The 21,745-nt window shown below is 70.5% G+C and carries 21 protein-coding genes; 13 read left to right on the top strand and 8 right to left on the bottom strand.

The genetic code is table 11. The features are described from left to right. Positions 1–40: 40 nt before the first annotated feature. From ASG95_RS01600 to ASG95_RS01570, 7 genes are all read left to right on the top strand, one after another. Entirely contained in the window at positions 41–544 is a 504-nt protein-coding gene (locus ASG95_RS01600) for a MarR family winged helix-turn-helix transcriptional regulator (RefSeq protein ID WP_056921891.1), read from the top strand. Between the two features lies 1 nt (position 545). Then, positions 546–2,294, top strand: a complete 1,749-nt coding sequence (locus tag ASG95_RS01595) for an MDR family MFS transporter (RefSeq protein ID WP_056921890.1) — start codon at positions 546–548, stop codon at positions 2,292–2,294. Positions 2,295–2,476: 182 nt separating this feature from the next. Next, positions 2,477–3,439: an ABC transporter ATP-binding protein gene (locus tag ASG95_RS01590; RefSeq protein ID WP_200961856.1), complete on the top strand. Its 963-nt coding sequence runs from the start codon at positions 2,477–2,479 to the stop codon at positions 3,437–3,439. After that, positions 3,432–4,340, top strand: a complete 909-nt coding sequence (locus tag ASG95_RS01585; RefSeq protein WP_056921888.1) for a hypothetical protein — start codon at positions 3,432–3,434, stop codon at positions 4,338–4,340. The genes ASG95_RS01590 and ASG95_RS01585 overlap by 8 nt, the downstream gene beginning before the upstream one ends. Positions 4,341–4,367: 27 nt before the next feature. Then, positions 4,368–5,282, top strand: coding sequence for an ABC transporter ATP-binding protein (locus tag ASG95_RS01580; protein ID WP_056921887.1), 915 nt, complete (start codon positions 4,368–4,370; stop codon positions 5,280–5,282). Positions 5,283–5,285: 3 nt separating this feature from the next. Continuing rightward, positions 5,286–6,029, top strand: a complete 744-nt coding sequence (locus tag ASG95_RS01575) for an ABC transporter permease subunit (protein ID WP_057376312.1) — start codon at positions 5,286–5,288, stop codon at positions 6,027–6,029. A gap of 173 nt (positions 6,030–6,202) precedes the next feature. After that, positions 6,203–6,580 (top strand): hypothetical protein, encoded by a 378-nt coding sequence (locus ASG95_RS01570; protein ID WP_157581678.1) that lies wholly within the window; start codon positions 6,203–6,205, stop codon positions 6,578–6,580. A gap of 88 nt (positions 6,581–6,668) precedes the next feature. Here the strand turns inward: ASG95_RS01570 and ASG95_RS01565 are convergent, their stop codons facing one another. From ASG95_RS01565 to paaN, 8 genes are all read right to left on the bottom strand, one after another. Beyond that, on the bottom strand, positions 6,669–8,114 hold the full coding sequence (locus ASG95_RS01565) for a dihydrolipoamide acetyltransferase family protein (protein ID WP_057376311.1): 1,446 nt from the start codon (positions 8,112–8,114) through the stop codon (positions 6,669–6,671). Positions 8,115–8,131: 17 nt separating this feature from the next. Continuing rightward, positions 8,132–9,106, bottom strand: coding sequence for an alpha-ketoacid dehydrogenase subunit beta (locus ASG95_RS01560; protein WP_056921883.1), 975 nt, complete (start codon positions 9,104–9,106; stop codon positions 8,132–8,134). Next, complete coding sequence (pdhA, locus tag ASG95_RS01555) at positions 9,106–10,305, bottom strand: pyruvate dehydrogenase (acetyl-transferring) E1 component subunit alpha (RefSeq protein WP_057376310.1); 1,200 nt, start codon at positions 10,303–10,305, stop codon at positions 9,106–9,108. Before pdhA ends, ASG95_RS01560 begins: the two co-directional genes overlap by 1 nt. Positions 10,306–10,621: 316 nt before the next feature. Beyond that, positions 10,622–11,668: an L-glyceraldehyde 3-phosphate reductase gene (gene mgrA / locus ASG95_RS01550; RefSeq protein WP_057376309.1), complete on the bottom strand. Its 1,047-nt coding sequence runs from the start codon at positions 11,666–11,668 to the stop codon at positions 10,622–10,624. A gap of 79 nt (positions 11,669–11,747) precedes the next feature. Then, positions 11,748–13,133: an FAD-binding oxidoreductase gene (locus tag ASG95_RS01545; protein WP_057376308.1), complete on the bottom strand. Its 1,386-nt coding sequence runs from the start codon at positions 13,131–13,133 to the stop codon at positions 11,748–11,750. An 87-nt stretch (positions 13,134–13,220) separates the two neighbouring features. Further along, positions 13,221–14,366 carry a histidinol-phosphate transaminase gene (gene hisC, locus ASG95_RS01540; protein WP_369820346.1) on the bottom strand — a complete coding sequence of 382 codons (1,146 nt, stop codon included), beginning with the start codon at positions 14,364–14,366 and terminating at the stop codon, positions 13,221–13,223. Positions 14,367–14,385: 19 nt separating this feature from the next. Further along, entirely contained in the window at positions 14,386–14,769 is a 384-nt protein-coding gene (locus ASG95_RS01535) for a phage holin family protein (RefSeq protein WP_057376306.1), read from the bottom strand. Positions 14,770–14,823: 54 nt separating this feature from the next. Continuing rightward, a complete protein-coding gene (gene paaN, locus ASG95_RS01530) occupies positions 14,824–16,563 on the bottom strand; it encodes a phenylacetic acid degradation protein PaaN (protein WP_235543242.1) in 1,740 nt (579 codons plus the stop codon). Between the two features lie 62 nt (positions 16,564–16,625). On the opposite strand from paaN, the gene ASG95_RS01525 reads away from it, so the two are divergent. The 6 genes from ASG95_RS01525 to ASG95_RS01500 all read left to right on the top strand — a co-directional run bounded on the left by ASG95_RS01525 (position 16,626) and on the right by ASG95_RS01500 (position 21,719). Then, positions 16,626–16,958 (top strand): helix-turn-helix transcriptional regulator, encoded by a 333-nt coding sequence (locus ASG95_RS01525; RefSeq protein WP_057376305.1) that lies wholly within the window; start codon positions 16,626–16,628, stop codon positions 16,956–16,958. Continuing rightward, complete coding sequence (locus ASG95_RS20645; protein ID WP_200961855.1) at positions 16,955–17,746, top strand: SRPBCC domain-containing protein; 792 nt, start codon at positions 16,955–16,957, stop codon at positions 17,744–17,746. The genes ASG95_RS01525 and ASG95_RS20645 overlap by 4 nt, the downstream gene beginning before the upstream one ends. A gap of 24 nt (positions 17,747–17,770) precedes the next feature. Continuing rightward, complete coding sequence (gene paaI, locus ASG95_RS01515; RefSeq protein ID WP_369820345.1) at positions 17,771–18,232, top strand: hydroxyphenylacetyl-CoA thioesterase PaaI; 462 nt, start codon at positions 17,771–17,773, stop codon at positions 18,230–18,232. Positions 18,233–18,311: 79 nt separating this feature from the next. Then, positions 18,312–19,079 carry a peptidylprolyl isomerase gene (locus tag ASG95_RS01510; RefSeq protein ID WP_057376304.1) on the top strand — a complete coding sequence of 256 codons (768 nt, stop codon included), beginning with the start codon at positions 18,312–18,314 and terminating at the stop codon, positions 19,077–19,079. A 90-nt stretch (positions 19,080–19,169) separates the two neighbouring features. After that, complete coding sequence (gene galE / locus ASG95_RS01505; RefSeq protein WP_057376303.1) at positions 19,170–20,186, top strand: UDP-glucose 4-epimerase GalE; 1,017 nt, start codon at positions 19,170–19,172, stop codon at positions 20,184–20,186. 99 nt (positions 20,187–20,285) lie between these two features. Further along, entirely contained in the window at positions 20,286–21,719 is a 1,434-nt protein-coding gene (locus ASG95_RS01500; RefSeq protein WP_057376302.1) for a cytochrome ubiquinol oxidase subunit I, read from the top strand. Positions 21,720–21,745: the final 26 nt, after the last annotated feature.

The following is a 21,745-nucleotide window of genomic DNA, read 5'->3' as shown; positions in this document are numbered from 1 at the left end:
TCGCAAGCAACCTCTCCCCTCTCTTCACGCAGGTACCCCCATGTCGCAGCACCAGCTCGACCGGGAGACGGCTGAACGCGTCAGCGTCGGCCTGATCCGGTTGATGAAGCTCCTGCAGGCCATGCGCCAGCACGCACCACGGATCCACCCGGCGGTCGACGCCACCGCGTACCCGATCCTGTTCAACCTCGCCGCGGAGCCGCGCCGCGTCTCGGTCCTCGCCGAGGTCGTGCACTCCGACGTCTCCACCGTGAGCCGTCAGGTGAGCACCCTCGAGAGCCACGGCCTCGTCGACAAGGTGAGCGACCCCGCCGACGGACGCGCCCAGGTCGTCCAGCTCAGCGAGGAGGGCACCCGGCTCCTCGCCCGCATCCAGCAGAGCCGGACCGAGTGGTTCCGCGAGCTGATGGGTGACTGGACCCCCGAGGAGGCCAGCGACTTCGCCGGGCACCTCGAACGGTTCGGCGCCGACCTCGAACGCCACCGCAAGAACCTTGCCAACCCAACTCCCTCACCCGCCCCGACTCGTTCCTCGGAGAACTGACATGGCAGCCGCCGCCCCCGCCCGTCCCGACGGGCCCCTGACCCACCGACAGATCATCACGATCCTCGTCGGCCTGATGATGGGCATGTTCCTCGCCGCCCTCGACCAGACCATCGTGGCCACCGCCATCCGCACCATCGCGGACGACCTCAAGGGCCTCGACGAGCAGGCCTGGGCCACCACTGCCTACCTGATCACCTCGACGATCGTCACGCCGCTCTACGGCAAGCTGTCCGACATCTACGGCCGCAAGAAGTTCTTCTCGGCCGCGATCACGATCTTCGTCATCGGCTCTGTCCTCTGTACTCTCTCGCAGTCGATGCTCCAGCTGGCGTTCTACCGCGCCGTGCAGGGCCTCGGCGCCGGCGGGCTGTTCTCCCTGGCGCTGGCCATCATCGGCGACATCGTCCCGCCCCGGGAGCGCGCCAAGTACCAGGGCTACTTCCTCGCCGTGTTCGGCACCTCCAGCGTGCTCGGCCCGGTCATCGGCGGGTTCTTCGCCGGCCAGAGCAGCATCCTCGGCGTCGACGGCTGGCGCTGGGTCTTCCTCGTGAACGTGCCGATCGGCATCGCCGCGCTCTTCGTCGTGTCACGCACCCTGCACCTGCAGCACACCCGTCTCGACCACCGCATCGACTGGTGGGGCGCGGCCACGCTGACGCTCGGCCTGGTGCCGCTGCTCCTCGTCGCCGAGCAGGGCCGCGACTGGGGCTGGGGCTCCGGGCGCTCGATCGCCTGCTACGTCGTCGGCATCATCGGCGTCATCGCGTTCCTGCTCGTCGAGCGGGCCATGAAGGACGAGGCGCTGCTGCCGCTCACGCTGTTCCAGGAGCGGACCGTCGCGGTCGCCTCGGGTGCCTCGGTGCTCATCGGCATGGCCATGTTCGGTGGCCTCGCCTCGTTGCCGCTCTACCTCCAGATCGTCAAGGGTGCGTCGCCGACCAAGGCCGGCCTGCTCCTGCTGCCCCTCACGCTCGGCATCATGGCCGGCTCGATCATCTCGGGCCAGATCATCAGCCGGACCGGCCGCTACCGCCGCTTCCCGATCATCGGGTCGGCCCTGCTGGCGATCGCGCTGTTCGTCTTCCACTTCATCAAGGCGGACACCCCGCTGTGGCAGACCAGCATCGTCATGGTCGCGTTCGGGCTCGGGTTGGGCTTCAACTTCCAGCCCCTGACCCTCGCCGTCCAGAACGCCGTGTCCCCACGCCTGATCGGCGTCGCCACGTCGTCGGCGACCTTCACCCGGCAGATCGGTGGCACGCTCGGCACTGCTGTCTTCCTCTCCATCCTCTTCTCCACGGTGCCCGACAAGATCAACGCGGCGATGGTCAAGGCTGCCCCGACGAAAGAGTTCCAAGGCGCACTCCACGACCCGGCCGTGCTCTCCGACCCAGCCAACGCCGCGTTCGCCAAGGGGCTGCAGTCTGCGGCCCAGGGTGGTGACCCCGGACCCATCGCCAACGTCCTCAAGGACAGCTCGATCATCGAAAAGCTGGACGCCCGTCTGGCCAAGCCGATCCTCACCGGGTTCTCTGACTCCATGGACCTGGTGTTCCTGGTCGGGGCCGGCGTGATGGTGATCGGCTTCCTCGTGATGCTGCTGCTCCCGCACGTCGAGCTGCGCGGCGGCTCGGCCTACTCCGAGCGCGGCGCCGCAGACAAGGCTGACAGGGACAAGGCGGACGCTGACCAGGCCGACGCTGACGCTGACGCTGCAGCCGTGGCGCCCCCCGCGATCGGTCACTGATCCGAGCCAGCACGACGAGGCGAGGTATGCCGCGGACCCACGACCGCGGCACACCTCGCCTCTCCTGGGCTGGCCGCACGTCGGGGTCTTCCCTGAAGCTCCCCTGAATCTGCACCGAACCTCCCCTGAATCTGCACGGAGTCGCCCCGGTCGACCCGACTGGCGCGGCTACTGTGACTCGCGTGGAACCAGTTCACGCGGGGGTCGTGGTGCAGACCCAGCGCCTCACCAAGGACTACGGTGCGGTGCTGGCCCTCGACGCCCTCGACCTGGAGATCGGTCCGGGGATCACCGGACTGGTGGGGGCCAACGGGGCCGGCAAGTCGACGCTGCTCAAGATCCTGCTCGGGCTGGTCCCTGCGACCGGTGGCCGAGCGCAGGTGCTCGGGCACGACATCGCGACCCAGGGACCGGCGATCCGGGCGGCGGTGGGCTACCTGCCCGAGCACGACTGCCTGCCACCCGATGTGAGTGCGAGCGACTTCGTCGTGCACATGGCGATGATGTCGGGGCTGCCCAAGGTCGCTGCGCGCGAGCGGGCCGCCGAGGTGCTGCGGCACGTCGGGCTGGCCGAGGAGCGCTACCGGCCGATGGGCGGCTACTCCACCGGCATGAAGCAGAAGGCCAAGCTCGCCCAGGCGCTGGCCCACGACCCGCGGCTGGTGCTGCTCGACGAACCGACCAACGGCCTCGACCCCGCCGCGCGCGACGAGATGCTCGGCCTGGTGCAGCGGATCGGGCACGACTTCGGGATCGCGGTCATCGTCACCTCGCACCTGCTCGGCGAGCTCGAGCGGGTGAGCGACCACGTCGTCGTCCTCGACGGCGGCCACCTCCTGCGGGCCTCGCGCACCGACGAGTTCCTCGACGCCACCGGTGTCCTGCTGGTCGAGGTGCTCGGGGACGACGCGACCGCCCGGATGGCGCAGGCACTGGCCGCGGCCGGGGTGGCGACCACTCCGCGCGGCGCCCTCCTGACCGTCGACGCCGCTGCCGGCCATCCCGACGGGCACGAGGTGCACGACAGCCACGACATCCACGACATCCACGACGTCATCCGCGACACCGCGAGCGACCTGGGGGTGGGCCTGGTCCGGCTGCAGGTCGACCACCGCCGGATCGAGGATGTGTTCAGCGATGAGTGAGCTCTCCACTGATCCCTCCTCCGCGACCCCCGAGGGCCGCAGCGTCATCCACGACCTCGGCTACCGCCCCTACACCGGCCCGCGGCTCGGACCCGCAGCGATCGCCCGGGCCCTGCTGGTCACCGGTTTCCGCAACGCGTTCGGGCTCGGCCGCTCGGGCCGCTCGAAGGTGCTGCCGTTCATCCTGCTCGGCCTCAACATCCTGCCCTCCGTCATCATCGGCGGGGTGATGGTGTTGGTCGGCCTCAAGGAGCTGCCGATCGGCTACGCGCAGTACGCCTCGACGACGCAGGTGCTGCTGGGCATCTTCGTCGCCGCCCAGGCCCCGGTGCTCTTCTCGCGCGACCTGCGGCACGGCACCATCTCGCTCTACCTCGCGCGGCCGCTGCCGTCCGCGACCTACGCGATCGCCCGGTGGGGCGCCCTCCTCGGCGCGACCCTGGTCTTCCTGGTGTCCCCCGTCGTGATCCTGTATGCCGTGGCGTTGCTGGGTGAGCTGGACGTCTCCGACCAGAGCCGCGATGCCGCCGTGGCGGCCGGGATGGCCGTGCTGCTCGCCCTCGCACTGGCCGGCGTGGCCGGGCTGATCGCCTCGTGGTCGACCCGGCGGGGGTTCGCCGTGGTCGCGACCATCGCGCTGCTGTTGCTGGGCAACGGGATCGTGACGGCGATCCAGGCCATCGCCGGCGAGGAGCACCACGCGCGGGTCGGCGAGGTCGCCGGGCTCTTCTCGCCCTACTCGCTCTACCGCGGGCTGATGGCGATGTGGGCCGATGGCGACATCGCGACGCCACCGACGGGCGTGCCGATGCAGACCGCCTACGTCGTCGTGTTCGTCGGCCTGTCCGCCGCCTGCCTCGGCGGCCTGGTCTGGCGCTACCGGCGGGTGGCGACGGCATGAGTGCGCCGCGCCCGGGGAGGCCGTCGCATGTCTGAGATCAGGATCGACCAGGCCTCGCGCTGGTACGGCAACGTCGTGGCCGTCAACGGCATCTCGATGACGGTGCGGCCCGGCGTGACCGGGCTGCTCGGTCCGAACGGTGCGGGCAAGACCACGCTGATCGCCCTGATGTCCGGCTTCCTCGCGCCGTCGGCCGGGTCGGTGACCCTCGACGGCACACCGATCTGGCGGCACACCGACGCCTACCGCGTGATCGGTCTGGTGCCCGAGCGCGAGCTGAGCTTCGGCTACCTCACCGGCCGCGAGTTCGTGCAGGCGAACGCCGAGCTGCACGGGCTCGCCGACCCCGGCGCCGCGACCGAACGCGCCCTCGACGTGGTCGAGATGGGCGAGCCCGCCGCCCGCCGGATCGGCACGTACTCCAAGGGCATGCGACAGCGGGTGAAGCTCGCCTCGGCCCTCGTGCACGACCCTGCTGTCCTGCTTCTTGATGAGCCGTTCAACGGCGTCGACCCCCGCCAGCGGCTGCACCTGATGACCCTGCTCCGGCGGATGGGGTCGGAGGGTCGCACCGTGCTCTTCAGCTCGCACATCCTCGAGGAGGTCGAGCAGGTCGCCCGGCAGATCGAGGTCGTCGTGTCGGGGCGGCACGCGGCGTCGGGCGACTTCGGCCAGATCCGCCGCCTGATGACGGACCGCCCGGTGCAGTACGTCGTCGTGGGTGACGACGACCGCGGCCTGGCCAGTGCCCTGATCGGCGAACCCTCGGTGGTCGCGGTGTCGCTGCGACCGAAAGGTGGCGTGGACGTGTCCGTCTCCGACTTCGGGGCCTTCACGGTCCGGCTGCCCCAGGTGGCCCGGCAGCACGGCATCCGGATCCTCGAGCTGACCCCGACCGACGAGTCGCTCGAGAGCGTCTTCGCCTACCTGGTGGGGGGCTGACGCATGCCGACCCGGAACCCCGCGCCACTCACACCACCGCTCAACCCCACGATCCTGCGGCTGTCCCGCCAGGCCCTCCTCGGCCGCCGCCGGGGCCTGGTGCTCGTCATCATCCCGACCGTGCTCCTCGCGCTGGCCGTCATCGTCGCAGCCCTGACCGACGACGCCGTCGGCTACGAGTCCGTGCTCACCCTCGGCTACACCCTCGCGTTGCCGCTGGTCGCCCTCCTCGCCGCCACTGCGGTGCTCGGCCCCGAGGTGGACGACGGGTCGATCGTCTACCTGATCTCCAAACCGGTGAGCCGGCATGTGATCGCGCTCAGCAAGTTCGCGGTCGCGTGGGCTGCCACGGTCGTGTTCGGGGGCCTGCCGCTGCTGGTCGCCGGGCTGGTCCTCGACAGCGGCGACACCCGCCAGGCCGTGGCCTGGGGAGTCGCCGGGGTGGTGGCGGGCACGGCCTACACCGCACTCTTCATCGCGCTGGCCGCGTTCACCCGGCACGCCGTCGTCATCGGGCTGCTCTTCGCGCTGCTGTGGGAAGGGCTGCTCGGCTCGCTCCTCGGCGGGATCAAGTGGGTCTCGATCGGCGCGTGGGGGCGTGGCGTCGGTCACGAGGTCAGCGGGCAGCTGACCGGGCCCGGCATCGGCATGACCTACGCCCTGGTGGCCGCCGTCCTCCTCACCGTCGCGGCACTCTGGTTCACCGGCGACCGGCTGCGGTCGTTCACCCTCCGCGGCGACGAGTAGTCGCAACGTCGCCCTTCTGCACGACAACACCACTTAGTGCGCCACACGGTTGCCCAGTGCTACTCAGTGCTGGCAAACCCTGATGATCGTCTTCACCGCGCGCCAAACACCATCTCGCTGCATACTCCGAATGCCCCGAGGCCTCGGGGCTGACCACCAGCGAAGGGATGACCATGTCGACGAGACGCAAGGTGTGGGGGGCAGCCGTGGGTGCAGTCGCGCTGGCTGTGCTGACCACGACCCCTGCCTACGCCAGCAACCCCGTCCTGACCCACTCGTGGGCCACCGGCAAGTACCTCGACCTCACTGACCAGCTGTGCGCGAAGGTCGACAGCGGTTTCAACACCTCGGCGACGTGGGCGACGGCCGAGATCCGGCTCAACGGGGTCACGCAGTGGTCGAAGACCGACTACGGCAACGGGGACAACCAGTTCGTCTGCACGGCGAACCTCAGCATCCCCGAGGACAAGGCCTACGTCCTGGTGGTGTCGGCCTGCACGGTGTACGCCAACCCGCACTGCACCTCGGCGAAGACGGACTTCTTCAGCTGACCCGCAGCCGCCCGTCGAGAGGCGAGCTCGCGACGCCATGCCTTGCCCCAGCCGTCTGGGGCAAGGCATGGCGTCGGAAGGTGCTCGCTCAGCCCCAGACGAGGCCGCGGGCCGGGTCGGCGAGGATCGCACCGACGTCGGCGATGAACTTGCTGCCGAGCTCGCCGTCCACCAGCCGGTGGTCGAACGACAATGCCAGCTGGGTGACCCAGCGCGGCTCGATCGTCTCGGTGCCGTCTGCGGCGGTGACCACCCACGGCTGGCGACGGATCGCGCCGAACGCGAGGATCGCCGCCTCACCCGGGTTGATGATCGGGGTGCCGGTGTCGACGCCGAAGACGCCCACGTTGGTGATCGTGATCGTGCCGCCCGACATCTCGGCCGGCTGGGTGCGACCGTCGCGGGCCGTGGCGGTCAGCGCACCGATGGCCTCGGCCAGCTGCCGCATCGACATCTGGTCGGCGTCCTTGATGTTCGGGACGATCAGGCCACGCGGGGTGGCGGCGGCGATGCCGAGGTTCACGTAGTGCTTGACCACGATCTCCTGGGCGGCCTCGTCCCACGTCGCGTTGATCTCGGGGTGACGACGGATCGCGACGGCCATCGCCTTGGCCAGCACCAGCAGCGGCGTGACCTTGACGTCCTTGAACTCCCGGTCCTTCTTGAGCCGTTCGACGAGCTCCATGGTCGCCGTCGCGTCGATGGTCACCCACTCGGTGACGTGCGGCGCCGTGAACGCGCTGCCGACCATCGCCTGCGCGGTCATCTTGCGCACACCCTTGATCGGGATGCGCGTCTCGCGCTCCCCTCCGCCGATCGCTGCGTGGCCGGCAGCGCTGCCCGCATCTCCCGCCGCGTGGGCGTCGACGTCGGCGCGGCTGATGATGCCGCCCTCGCCGGAGCCGGCGACGGTGGCCAGGTCGATGCCGAGGTCCTTGGCGTACTTGCGCACCGGCGGCTTGGCCAGCGCGCGGGCGCCACCCTCACGGGCGACGGGGGCCGACGCGGCCGGCAGGGTCGCCACCGGCATTTCGGCGAGGGGGCTGGCCGACTGGACGGCAGGTGCCACGTCGCCCTTGCGGGGACGTCGCTTGGCCTCGGTCTGCTTGACGCCGTAGCCGACGAGGACGGCCGTGCGACCGGTCGACGTGGTGCCGCCGATCTTGCCCTCCTCGATCTCCTCCTCGTCCGAAGCAGCGGCGGCCGCCGCCGCCATCTTGGGAGCGGGCGAGCCCTCGATGCCGGGCTCGACGGCACCGGCAGCCGGCGCGTCCTGCACGGGAGCCGGTCCACCCGCGGTGTCGACGGAGATGATCGGCGTGCCGACCTCGACCGTGTCGCCCTCGGAGACGTGCAGCGCGGTGACGGTGCCGGCGAACGGCACCGGCAGCTCGACCAGCGACTTGGCGGTCTCGATCTCGACGATGATGTCGTTGACCTTGACCGTGTCGCCGACCTTGACGTTCCAGGTGACGATCTCGGCCTCGGTCAGGCCCTCACCGGGGTCCGGGAGCTTGAACTCTTTGACTGCCATGGGTTTTCGCGCCCCTCTCAGAAGGCCAGCGAGCGGTCGACGGCGTCGAGCACCCTGTCGAGGTCGGGGAGGAACTCCTCCTCGAGCTTGCTCGGTGGGTAGGGCAGGTTGTACCCGCCGACCCGGAGCACAGGCGCCTCGAGGTGGTAGAAGCAGCGCTGCTGGAGGGCGGCCGCGATCTCGGCACCCATGCCCAGGAACGTGGACGCCTCGTGGACGATGACGGCCCGACCGGTCTTCTCGACCGACGCGGCGACCGTGTCGAGGTCCAGCGGGCTGAGCGACCGCAGGTCGATGACCTCGAGGTCCTTGCCCTCGGCAGCGGCGGCCTCGGCCGCCTGCAGGCAGGTCTTGACCATGGGGCCGTAGGCGACCAGCGTCGCAGCGGTGCCCTCGCGGCATACCTGCGCCTTGAGCAGCTCGCGCGGGGCGGCGGACTCATCGACCTCGCCCTTGTCCCAGTAGCGACGCTTGGGTTCGTAGAAGAGCACCGGGTCGTCGGACTCGATCGCCTGCTGGATCATCCAGTAGGCGTCCTCGGCGTTGGAGCAGCAGACCACCTTGAGGCCGGCGGTGTGCGCGAAGTAGGCCTCGTTGGACTCGGAGTGGTGCTCGACCGCGCCGATGCCACCGCCGACGGGGATGCGGATGACCATCGGCAGCTTGATCTTGCCGAGCGAGCGGGCCCGCATCTTGGCGACCTGGCTGACGATGTGGTCGAACGCGGGGTAGATGAACCCGTCGAACTGGATCTCGACGACGGGCCGGTAGCCGCGCAGTGCCATGCCGATCGCGGTGCCGACGATGCCGGCCTCCGCGAGCGGGGTATCGATGACGCGGTCCTCGCCGAAGTCCTTCTGGAGGCCGTCGGTCACGCGGAAGACGCCACCGAGCTTGCCGATGTCCTCACCCATGAGGACGACCTTCGGGTCGCGCTCCATGGCGGCGCGCAGGCCGTTGTTGATGCCCTTGGCAATCGTCATGGTGCCCATCAGTGGCTCCCCTCGCCCTCGAAGCCGGCGTGGTAGGCGGCGAACTCCCGGCGCTCGGCCTCGACGACCGGGTGCTCCTCGACGTAGATGTGGTCGAACATCGAGTCGGGGGTCGGGTCGGGCATGGACAGGCAGCCCTCACGGACGGTGACGGCCAGCTCGTCGGCCTCGATCTCGATCGCGTCGAAGAACTCCTGGTCGGCCTTCTGGGTGTGCACGAGGTAGGACTTCAGCCGCTCGATGGGGTCGCGGTGCTTCCACACCTCGACCTCGGCCGAGACGCGGTACTTGGTGGGGTCGTCCGAGGTGGTGTGCGCGCCCATCCGGTAGGTGTAGGCCTCGATGAAGGTCGGGCCGTTGCCGGAGCGCGCCGCGTTGAGCGCCTGCTGGGTCACGGCGTACACGGCCAGGACGTCGTTGCCGTCGACCCGCACGCCGGGGAAGCCGAAGCCGCGGGCCCGCTGGTAGAGCGGGATGCGGGTCTGGCGCTCGTTGGGCTCGGAGATGGCCCACTGGTTGTTCTGGCAGAAGAACACGACCGGGGCGTTGTTGACCGCCGCGTAGACGAACGACTCGTTGACGTCGCCCTGGGCGGTCGCGCCGTCACCGAAGTAGGCGATCACGGCGGCGTCCCGCTCGTCGTCGCCGGTGCCGACGTCGCCGTCGCGCTGGATGCCCATCGCATAGCCGGTCGCGTGCAGCGTCTGGGCGCCGATGACGATCGTGTAGAGGTGGAAGTTCTTCTCGTTCGGGTCCCAGCCACCGTGGTTGACGCCCCGGAACAGGCCGAGCAGGTTGAGCGGGTTGACCCCGCGGCACCAGGCGACGCCGTGCTCGCGGTAGGTCGGGAAGGCGTAGTCCTGCGGGCGCATCGCGCGACCGGAGCCGACCTGGGCCGCCTCCTGGCCGAGCAGGCTGGCCCAGATGCCGAGCTCACCCTGGCGCTGGAGTGCGGTGGCCTCGGCGTCGACGCGGCGGATCAGCACGAGGTCGCGGTAGAAGCCGCGCAGGTCCTCGTCGGTGAGGTCCTTGACGTACTCGTCGTACTCGGTGTTCTCGACGCGCTGGCCCTCGGGCGTGAGCAGCTGGACCATCTCGGGCCCACCGTCACCGACCTCGGGGACCGGGGCGGTCAGCTCGGCGAGCACCTCTTCCTCATGCTCGACGCTCGTGGCGCCGGCGACTGCGTTGTCGCTCACTGGAACTCCTTCTTCACCCGGGCGGGGTCTCCGCCGTCGTGGGGCGGCTGGTGTGGGGCGCGCTTGTGGCGGCGCTCACAGGGGGCCTTACCCGGCCAAGATATCGGGACGGCGGAAAATCTCAGAATCCGGACTCCGGCATGCTCCCCACCAGCGTGTTTGCCTGCCGGACGACTCCGCGTATGCCGCGCGCCCAGGTGCCGCACGCCTCACCTTTATCGGGTGACCCGATAAAGGGTGGCTTCACCCCGGAACGGTTCCGGGGTGAAGCCGGCGTTTGTCCCTAAACCCGATAAAGGTGGGACTCAGTGCTGGCTCAGGTGAGGCGGGACTGGGTGCGCCAGAGGTCGATGCCCGCCTCGACGGCGTCGCGGTCGATCTCCTCGAGCTCCGCGTCGCTGAACCTGAGGTTGCCGACCGCTGCGGCGGAGTCCTCGAGCTGGCCGACCGACGAGGCCCCGATCAGCACCGAGGTCACCCGGTCGTCGCGCAGGGCCCAGGCCAGCGCCAGCTGGGCCAGCGACTGGCCCCGCTCGGAGGCCAGGTCGTTGAGCTTGCGGACGTGGGCCAGCCGCTCGTCGGTGAGCAGGTCAGGGGACAGGGACTTGCCCTGGCTGGCCCGCGACCCCTCGGGGATCCCGCCGAGGTACTTGTCGGTCAGCATCCCCTGCGCCAGTGGGCTGAACGCGATGCAGCCGATGCCACGCTCGCCGAGGGTGTCGAGCAGGCCGCCCTCGACCCAGCGGTTCACCATCGAGTAGGACGGCTGGTGGATGAGCAGCGGCACGCCCATCTCGTCGAGGAGGTCGGCCGCGCGCGCGGTGAGCTCGGGCCCGTAGCTGGAGATGCCGGCATACAGGGCCTTGCCCTGCTTGACGATGCTCGCCAGCGCACCCATCGTCTCCTCGAGCGGGGTGTCGGGGTCGGGGCGGTGCGAGTAGAAGATGTCGACGTAGTCGAGCCCGGTGCGCTGGAGGGTCTGGTCGAGGCTGGCGACGAGGTACTTGCGCGAGCCGCCGTCGCCGTAGGGTCCCGGCCACATGTCCCAGCCGGCCTTGGAGCTGATGATCAGCTCGTCTCGGTAGGGGCGGAAGTCGGCGGCGAAGTGGCGCCCGAAGTTCTGCTCGGCACTGCCGTAGGGCGGGCCGTAGTTGTTCGCCAGGTCGAAGTGGGTGATGCCGATGTCGAAGGCCCGCCGCAGGATCGCGCGCTGCACGTCGAACGGCTTGTCGTCGCCGAAGTTGTGCCACATGCCGAGGCTGACGGCCGGCAGCCGCAGCCCGCTCTGCCCGACCTTGCGGTAGGGCATCGGACCGTAGCGGTCGGGGCGGGCGAGATAGGGCGGGAGCCAGGTGTCGACCATGGCCCCAGTCTGTCGCGCCGAGGCTTCGCCGACTACTTGGGGCGGCGCGGCCCCAAGCAGTCGTCGAGCTCCGCGGCGCTCAGCCGGCGGGGGGAATGTTCTGGTTGTGCCGGAACACGTTGTCCGGGTCCCAGGTGGCCTTGATCTCCCGCAGCCGGGCGAGCTTGGTCTCGCCGAAGGAGCTCTCGATCCGGTCCTGGCCCTCGTCGCCGATGAAGTTGAGGTAGACCGCTCCCGTCGTCCACGGCTTCAGCGCCGCCGCCAGGGCGCGGGTGTGCGCGATGTTGGCCTCGGAGTCGGCCGGGTCCGGCCACATCGACAGGTAGTGGATGTTGAACCGCGCCTGCCGCTCCCCGAACGCCGTGGCGTCCTCGGGCACCCGCGCGATCGCACCGCCACCCGGCACGATGATGACCTGGCTGAGCGGCGACACCGGCGCGGTCGCCAGCGGCACGAGGGTCTCGACCGCCTCGTCCGGCAGCTCGTCGAAGAAGTCGGCCGTCCAGTAGTTCTGCATGCCGTGCGGGTTGGCGTCGTCGAGCATCCGCTGGAGGGCGACGTAGGGCATCGGCCCCACGTGAGCGAAGACGGGCGGCCCGAACGTCAGCAGTGGGGCCAACACCGCCTCAGCCTGCTCGAGCGGTCCGGTCCAGGCCACGATCACGCCCACCGCCGGCTTGCCCCGAGCCGGCTCCGGCACCATCTCGATCGGCGGCGCGGTGATGAAGGCGACGCCGCCGCCCACCTCGTCGGGGGCGTCGGCGATGAAGTCGCGGAAGTTGCGCAGCACGTCGGCACCCATCGGCGCCGGGTACATGAGCATGCCGCCGAAGACGATCGGCCCGACCGGGTGCAGCCGCAGCGTGAAGCGGGTGACGACGCCGAAGTTGCCACCCCCGCCGCGCAGCGCCCAGAACAGGTCGGGGTGCTCGGTCTCCGAGGCGGTCACGATCTGCCCGTCCGCCGTCACCACCTGCGCCTCGATGAGGTTGTCGCAGGTGAACCCCAGCCGGCGTTCCAGCCACCCGCTCCCGCTGCCGAGGGCGAGGCCGCCGACGCCGGTCGTCGACACCCGCCCACCGGTGACCGCGAGGCCATGCTCCTGGGTGGCCGCGTCGAGCTCGCCCCAGGTGCAGCCGCCCCCCACCTGGGCCGTCGCTGCCTCGGGGTCGACCACCACGTCGCGCAGCCCGCGCAGGTCGACGCACAGACCGCCGTCGAGCACCGCCGAGCCTTGGACCGAGTGACCTCCGCCGTAGACGGAGATCGGCAGGTCGGACGCCCGCGCCCACGCGATGGCCGCCGCGACGTCCTTCGCGCTGCGGCAGGTCGCGATCAGGCTCGGCGACCGGTCGATCATCCCGTTGAACACGCTGCGGGACCGGTCGTAGCCGTCGTCGCCCGGGGCCAGCTGCTGGCCCGAGAAGTCCGGGATCGTGGGACGTACGTCAGTCAGGTCGGTCATGGCGAGCCTCCGGGAGTGTGCTGCCGACTCTCCTCCCGACCCCGGCCGACGCGCCTCCCCCAAAGGGACGACGCAGCCTGGCTCAGGTCAGGAGGGCAGCTCAGGCGGGGTTGGCCGGGTGCTCGGTGAGGCTGGGTGTTCGGAAAGGAAGTCGCCCGCGACCCTGATCAGCACGTCGTTGGCCGCGGTCTCGCCGATCGTCGCCCGCACCCCGTCGGTGCCGTACTGGCGCAGCGTCAGACCGGCCTCCTGCGCGGCGGCGGCGAAGTCGCCCGAGCGCTCGCCGAGCCCGAACCAGACGAAGTTGGCCTGCGTCTCGGGGATGAACCAGCCCTGGCCACGCAGCGCCGCCACCACGCGGGTGCGTTCGGCGACCAGCGCGTCGACCCGTTCCTTGAGCTCGTCGAAGGCCTTGAGCGACGCCACGGCGGCCGCCTGGGCGATCGAGTTCACGCCGAACGGCGTCGCCGTCTTGCGCAGGGCAGATGCGACCGGCGGGTGCGCCACGGCATACCCGATGCGCAGGCCGGCCAGGCCGTACGCCTTGGAGAAGGTGCGCAGCACCATGACGTTGGGGCGGTCGCGGTAGAGCTCGAGGCTGCGCGGCGCCTCGGGGTCGGTGACGAACTCGAGGTACGCCTCGTCGATCACCACGAGCACCCGGCTCGGCACGGCGTCGAGGAACCGCTCCAGCTCGGTGTGCGTGACCATCGGGCCGGTGGGGTTGTTGGGGGTGCAGACGATGACGACCTTGGTGCGGTCGGTGATCGCGGCGTGCATCGCGTCGAGGCGGTGCCGCGCGTGGTCGTCGAGCCCGACCTGCACCGAGCTGGCGCCGGCCAGGGCGGTGACGATCGGGTAGGCCTCGAAGGAGCGCCAGGCATAGACCACCTCGTCGCCGGGGTCGCAGGTGGCGGCGATGACCTGCCCGAGGACGCCGACCGAGCCGGTGCCCGTGGCGACGTGCTCGGCGGGCACCCCGAGCGAGTCGGCGAGCGCCTGGGTCAGCTCGGTGACCGCCATGTCGGGGTAGCGGTTGATGGTGCCGGCAGCCTCGCGGACCACCTCGAGCACCGAGGGCAGCGGCGGGTACGGGTTCTCGTTGGAGGAGACCTTGTAGGCCGTCACTCCCTCGGGCGCGGCTGCGGGCTTGCCGGGGACGTAGGCCGGCACCTGGTCGAGGGCCGCGCGAAGTCGGACGTCGGTGTCCTTGGAGGGGGCGCCGTCACTCACGGTGGAACCATCCCCCATGTCAGTCGTCGTCGCCGTCGGGAAGGACCCAGCCGAGGATCATCGAGACGATCGTGATGACGATCGCGCCGAGCACGGCGTCCCAGAAGAAGTGGTTGATCGTGAAGCTCAGCCCGAGGGGGTCGGCGATCCACTCGGTGAGCTGCAGCATGAAGGCGTTGACGATGAAGGTGAACAGCCCGAGCGTCAGGATGATGAACGGGAAGCTGAGGAACTTCGCGATCGGCTTGACGACGGCGTTGACGACTCCGAAGACGAGCGCGACGAGCAGGACGGTCGCGAACTTGGAGCCGAACTTGCCGTCCCCGAAGCTGATTCCGGGGAGGAGCCACGCCGCCACCCACAGTGCCACCGCGTTGACCGCGACCTTGATCAGGAAGTTCATGCTCCCGATCGTGCCAGATCCGCGGGGGCTGGCGTTGCAGTGGTGCCGACGAGCTCAGACGTGGCGGCGGGAGGTGACGACCCGGAACCGGTTGGCCACGAACGCCGCGTCGACGTAGGCCGAGTTCGCGGCGGGGTTGGCGCCGGTGCCGTGGAAGTCGGAGAACGCCGCGGTCTGGTTGACGAACACCGGGCCGGTGAGGTTCTCGGACAGCGCGACCCCCGCGTCGGCGGCGGCGTCGCGGGCCGCGTCGAGGACGTCCTCGGAGGTCGAGTAGACCCCGGCCGTCATGGCGCCGTGCTCGCGCACCGTGTCGCGGAACTGGGCCAGCGACTGGTCGGTGCCGCTGGTGCCGATGAGGAAGGTGACCGGCCCGAAGCACTCCTGGGTATACACGTCCTCGCGGATCGCGTCCATGCTCACCAGACCCGGGGCCCGGACGATGGCGTCGGGGTATGCCGGGTGGCTGACCTCGCGCGAATCCAGCACCACCGTGCCGCCCGCCTCCTCGGCGAGCGCGGCAAGACCGGCTGCGTTGGCGCGGACCCCGTCGTTGACGGTCGCGCCGAGCAGCTCGACGGCGCGGGCGTCGTCACCGGTGAGCTTGCCCACCGCCGCCGCCAGGCGACCACCGAAGTCCTCGAAGGACACGTGGCCCTCGTCGGTCTCGATGCCGTCGCGGGGGACGTAGAGGTTCTGGGGGGTGGTGCACATCTGGCCGGAGTAGAGGCTCAGTGAGAACGCGAGGTTGCCCAGCACGCCGCGCAGGTTGTCGGTCGAGTCGACCACGATGGTGTTGACGCCGGCCTTCTCGGTGTAGACCAGCTGGCCACGCGCTGCACCGGTCTCCTCGAGCCACGCGCCGAAGGCGGGCCCACCGGTGTAGTCGATGATCCGCACCTCGTCGCGCTCCGCGAGCACCTTGGCCAGCCCCTCCCCCTCGGCCTCGGGGGCGAGCTGCACGAGGTCGGCGCTGAAGCCGGCCGCGTACAGCACCTCACGGCACACCGCCACGGAGATGGCGAGGGGCAGCACGGCGCGCGGGTGCGGCTTGACCACCACGGGGTTGCCGGTGACCAGCGAGGCGAACAGCCCGGGGTAGCCGTTCCAGGTCGGGAAGGTGTTGCAGCCGATGACGAGGGCGACGCCGCGCGGCACGACGCGGTAGTCCTTCTGCATCCGCAGCGGAGCCGGGTTGCCCTCCTTGTCGCGGCCGGGCTTCTCCCACACGACCGAGCTCGGCACCCGCTCCTGCTCGACCAGGCCGGCGACGATGGACTCGAGCGCCCGGTCCTGGGCGTGCGGCCCGGCGGCCTGGAACGCCATCACGAACGGCTGGCCGGTCGTGTGCATGACCGAGTGCGCGATCTCGAACGACCGCGCGTTGATCTGCTCGACGATCTCGGCGCACACGGCGGCCCGGGTGCGCGCGCCGGCGTCCCGCCAGGCCGGCATCGCCTCGGTCGCGGCGGCCAGCGCCGCGTCGACGTCGAGGTGGGGGTAGGTGATCCCCAGCGCGGGGCCGTACGGCGAGACCTCGTCGCCGACCCAGCCGCCGTCGGTGCGCACGTCACCCAGGCCGCCGAAGGCGTTGTCGCGCAGCGCCTCGTATGCCGCCTGGCCGGCCTCCGCGGACCCCTCGCCGTAGACGCGGGGAGACGGCGACTCGGGGAACCGGCTGAAGTACGACCGCTCCGCGAGAGCCGTGGTCGCCTGCGCGAGCAGCTCCGCGTGCTTGTCGACGAGCGGGTGGGTGCTGGGCGCCGTTGCCGTGGTCATGCCGTCCTCGATCATGCCTTTCATCGTAAGGGGGTCTGGACAAGACCTTAACCGTCGCTCTAGAGTAACCGTTGCCCATGAGTAACCAATCAGCCCTTGCCCTCGACGCCCTCGGCGACCCCAGCCGGCGGCAGATCCTCGAGCTCCTCGCCGAGCGCCCTCGGGCGGTCGGTGAGATCGCCGCGGCGATGCCGATCGGCCGCCCCGCGGTGAGCAAGCACCTCAAGGTGCTCGAGGGCGCCGGCCTCGTGGACCACGAGAGCCGTGGCACCCGCAACCTCTATGCGCTCGCCCCCGACGGCCTGGCCGACCTCCAGCAGTGGTTGGTGACGACCTGGGACACCGCGCTCAACGCGTTCCAGGGGTATGTGGAGGAGCACAGGGTGGAGTCGGAAGGACGACGTCGATGACTGCCGAGACCGTGCCCAGCACCTCCCACCCGATCGCACCCGTCCGACGCGAGGTCCGGGTGCGGTGCGACGCCGACACCGCCTTCGAGCTGTTCACCGCCCATCTCGGGGCCTGGTGGCCGCTGGGCACCCACAGCGTGTTCGGCGCCGAGGGCAGCGTCGCCTTCGAGGACGGCACGGTCGTGGAGCGGCGCGGTGCGGACACCGCGGTCTGGGGGACGGTGCTGCGCTGGGAGCGACCGGTCGGCTTCGCGATGACCTGGCACCCGGGTCAGGGCCCTGAACGGGCCACCGAGGTCGCCGTCGAGTTCACCCCGGACGGCGAGGGCACGCTGGTCACGCTGACGCACACGGGCTGGGAGCGGCTCGCGGAGCCGGAGGCCGCACGGGCGGACTACGACCGCGGCTGGCCGCTCGTGCTGGGACGGCTCGAGCAGTGGGTCGAGCGGGCTGGTGCTGGAGCCGGCGCTGGCGCGGAGCCGACCGGGGAATGGTTCGCGCTGCACCACCGTCCCGGACCCGGGCTCGCCGACGGTGGCTCGGTGTTCGCGCACCCGCTGTTCCGCGAGCACGTCGCCTTCCTGCACCGACTCCAGGAGCGCGGCTGGCTGGTCGCCGCAGGGCCGGTGGACGCGGCGAACGGAGCCGGGATGGCCGTGGTGCACATCCCTGTCGGGGCGGGCCCCGAGCTTGACGAGCTGGCCCGCACCGACGACCGGTCGGTGACCGGCGGGGTGCTGTCGGTGACCGTGCAGCCCTGGGACGTGCGGTTCACCGCTGCTGACTGACCGACTGTTTGCCACGATGGGGTGGTGACCGACGACCCGAGCGACGACCCGAGCGACGACCTGAGCGACGACCTGAGCCATGTCCGGACCATGTGGGACGACGACCGGGCCTCACGCGGGCTCGGCATGGAGGCGCTGGTCGTCGAGGTCGACCACGCGGTGGTGCGGATGACGGTCACCGACGCCATGGTCAACGGGCACGACATCGCGCACGGCGGCTTCATCTTCGCCCTGGCCGACTCGGCCTTCGCGCTGGCCTGCAACTCCCGCGGGCGGCTCACGGTCGCAGCCGGGGCGGACATCTCGTTCGTCACCGTGGCGCACCGAGGCGACGTCCTCGTGGCGGACGGACGGGTGCGCGCGGCATACGGGCGCAGCGGCATCACCGACGTGACCGTGACCCGCGAGTCCGACGGTGCCCTCGTCGCGGAGTTCCGCGGCCGGTCGCGCAGCCTCCCGCCCCGCGCGGGCGACGCCCCGACCTAGGTGTCGGCGCGCGGAATGCGGCCTTTGTCCCTAGGGTCCGAGATGGCCGAGACCCGGCCCGGACATCCTTGGAGGACCCATGCGCACCGTGAGCACCCTGAGAACACTGAGCACCCTGAGAACCCTCGCCGTCGTGGTTGGCGTCGCCGCACTCGCCGCCCTGAACCCGAGCGTCGCCACGGCGGGCGAGACGCCGGCGGACGGACCGACCCGGGGGGCCTGCGGCTACGCCCCGCTGGCGGACCAGACCTACTCCACCTGGACGGGGCTGCCGCAGGACCCGGCGCGCACGCCCGCGCGGGGCAGCCAGGACTTCACCCTCCAGACCAACCACGGCGACATCCCGATCGTGCTCGACCGCGCCCTCGCGCCGTGCACCGTGCAGAACTTCGCCTTCCTCACCCACCAGAAGTACTTCGACGGCACGAGCTGCCACCGCCTGACCGCGTACCAGACACCGCCGTTCGCGCTCTCTGTGCTGCAGTGCGGCGACCCGCTCGGGACCGGCTGGGGTGACCCCGGCTACTCGTTCAAGGACGAGCTCGACTCGGCCAGGGCGCTGGAGAACTGGCCCGGCTTCCCCGACGGCAGCCGCAAGAACTACCCCCGTGGCACCCTCGCGATGGCCAACGGCGGCCCCGACACCAACGGCAGCCAGTTCTTCCTCGTCTACCGGGACTCCCGGCTGCGGCCCGACTACACCGTCTTCGGCCACGTGACCGAGGCGGGCCTGCGAGTGCTCGACGAGATCGCCGCGGCCGGCATCGACCCCGGCACGGAGGGCACGCCCGAGGACGGCGCCCCCGCCAGCCCCGTCACCATCGAGCGCGCCAAGAGCGGCCGCTGAGCCCGCGCCGGCGACGCCGGTGACCCGGCTCCCTGCCCACGTGGTGGTGGCGCGTGGCTGGGAGCCGGGGCCGCGGCATACGGTGTGCGCATGCGCGTCTTGGTCACCGGCGGTGCCGGGTACATCGGGTCCCACACCGTCGTCCAGCTGAGGGCCGCCGGCCACGAGGTCGTCGTCGTCGACAACTTCTCCAACGCCAAGCCCACCGTGGTGCCGCGGCTGGAGGCGCTGACCGGTGGGCCGCTGGAGGTGCACGCGTTCGACCTCACCGACCGCGACAAGGTCGAGTCGCTGTTCGCCGAGCGCAGGTTCGACGCGGTCGTGCACTTCGCCGGGCTCAAGGCCGTCGGCGAGAGCGTGGACGTGCCGCTGGAGTACTACCAGACCAACCTCGACTCGACCTTCGCCCTGGTGCGCGCGATGCAGCGGCACGGCTGTTTCCGGCTGGTCTTCTCGTCGTCCGCGACGGTCTACGGCGAGAGCGCGACCCCGCCGTTCACCGAGGACCTGCCGACCTCGGCGACCAACCCCTACGGCTGGACCAAGGTGATGATCGAGCAGGTGCTGCGCGACGTCGCCCGCACGGACGACCGGTGGCGGATCGCGTTGCTGCGCTACTTCAACCCGGTCGGCGCGCACGAGTCGGGCAGCATCGGCGAGGACCCCTCGGGGATCCCCAACAACCTGATGCCGTTCATCGCCCAGGTGGCGGTCGGCAAGCTCGAGAAGCTCGAGGTCTACGGCGACGACTACGACACCCCCGACGGCACCGCGCTGCGCGACTACATCCACGTCGAGGACCTCGCCGCGGGCCACCTGGCCGCGCTGACCAAGCTGGGCTCGACCGACGAGCGGGTGTCGACGTGGAACCTCGGCACCGGGCACGGCACGTCGGTGCTCGAGGTGCTGCGGGCGTTCGAGAAGGCGTGTGGCCACGACCTCCCACACGAGGTGGTGGGGCGCCGGGCCGGCGACATCGCCGCCTCGTTCGCCGACCCGTCCCGTGCCGAGCGCGAGCTCGGCTGGAAGGCGACGCGCACCATCGACGACATGTGCGCCGACCAGTGGCGCTGGCAGCGCGGCAACCCGCTCGGCTACCCGGACTGAGCGAGCGCACCCCCGGGACCTTCGGCCCTGACGGGACGTCTACTACATGGCGTAGTATCTACTACGACATGTAGTAGTCCCGTCGACCGCGGAGCCAGGATGGACAACCTCGACCTCGCCCGGTGGCAGTTCGCCATCACCACCGTCTACCACTTCCTGTTCGTCCCGGTGACGATCGGGATGTCGGCGCTCGTGGCCTGGTACCACTCCGCGTGGGTCCGCCGACGGCGGGAGGACGACCTGCGGCTGGCGAAGTTCTTCGGCAAGCTCTTCACGATCAACTTCGCCCTCGGACTGGTGACCGGCATCGTCCAGGAGTTCCAGTTCGGGATGAACTGGTCCGACTACAGCCGGTTCGTGGGCGACATCTTCGGGGCACCGCTGGCCATCGAGGCACTGTTGGCGTTCTTCCTCGAGTCGACCTTCCTCGGGCTCTGGATCTTCGGCTGGGGCCGGATCCCCGAGAAGCTGCACGCCGCGTGCATGTGGATCGTCCACGTCGGCACGCTGCTGTCGGCCTACTTCATCCTCGCCGCCAACTCGTTCATGCAGAATCCCGTCGGCTACCGCTACAACCCGCAGACCAAGCGGGCCGAGCTGACCGACTTCGTCGCGGTGCTCACCAACAAGGTGCAGCTCGTGACCTTCCCGCACGTGGTGACCGCCGCCTATATGGTCGGCGGGGCGATGGTGATGGCCGTGGCGCTGTGGCACCTGCGGCGTCGGGAGGTCGGCGGGGACGCGGGGATGTACCGCAGGGCCACCCGCCTCGGCGCGGTCGTGGTCCTCGTCGCCGGGCTCGGCGTGGCCGTCACAGGCGACCTCCAGGGCAAGATCATGACCGAGGTCCAGCCGATGAAGATGGCCGCGGCCGAGGCCCTCTACGAGAGCTCGGACGGCAACGCGCCGTTCAGCCTGTTGACCATCGGATCGCTCGACGGCTCCGAGGAGAAGTTCGCGGTCACCGTGCCGGGGGTGCTCAGCTTCCTCGCGACCGGGCACTTCGACGGCAGCGTGCAGGGGATCAACGAGCTGAAGGCCGAGTACGCGCAGAAGTACGGCACCGGCAGCCCGCTCACCGCCGACGCGACCTACACACCGAACATCCCCCTGTCCTACTGGAGCTTCCGCTTGATGATCGGCGTCGGCGTGCTGGCTGCCCTCATCGCACTGCTGGCCCTGTGGACCACCCGCGGCGAGCGCGTCCCCCGGGCGCGCTGGTGGCACTGGGCGATCATGGCCGCCCCCCTGCTGCCGATCTTCGGCAACAGCTTCGGCTGGATCTTCACCGAGGTCGGCCGACAGCCCTGGCTGGTCTTCGGGGTGATGGCGACCAGGACCGGGGTGTCGCCCTCGGTGTCCGCCGGCGAGGTCGTCACGTCGATGGTCGTCTACACGCTGCTCTACGGGCTGCTCGCCGTCGTCGAGGTCAAGCTCTTCCTCACCTACCTGCGGGCCGGCGCGCTGCCCTTCGAGGAGCCCGCGACCCCGGCGACCCACGACGACGACGCTCCCCTCGCGTTCGCCTACTGACCCCCCCGACCTGCCCGCGTCACTCG

This window comes from Phycicoccus sp. Soil803 (assembly GCF_001429685.1).
Classification (GTDB): Bacteria; Actinomycetota; Actinomycetes; order Actinomycetales; family Dermatophilaceae; genus Pedococcus.
Note: the sequence above shows the minus strand (reverse complement) of the source record. Positions and strands in the feature narration are given on the sequence as shown.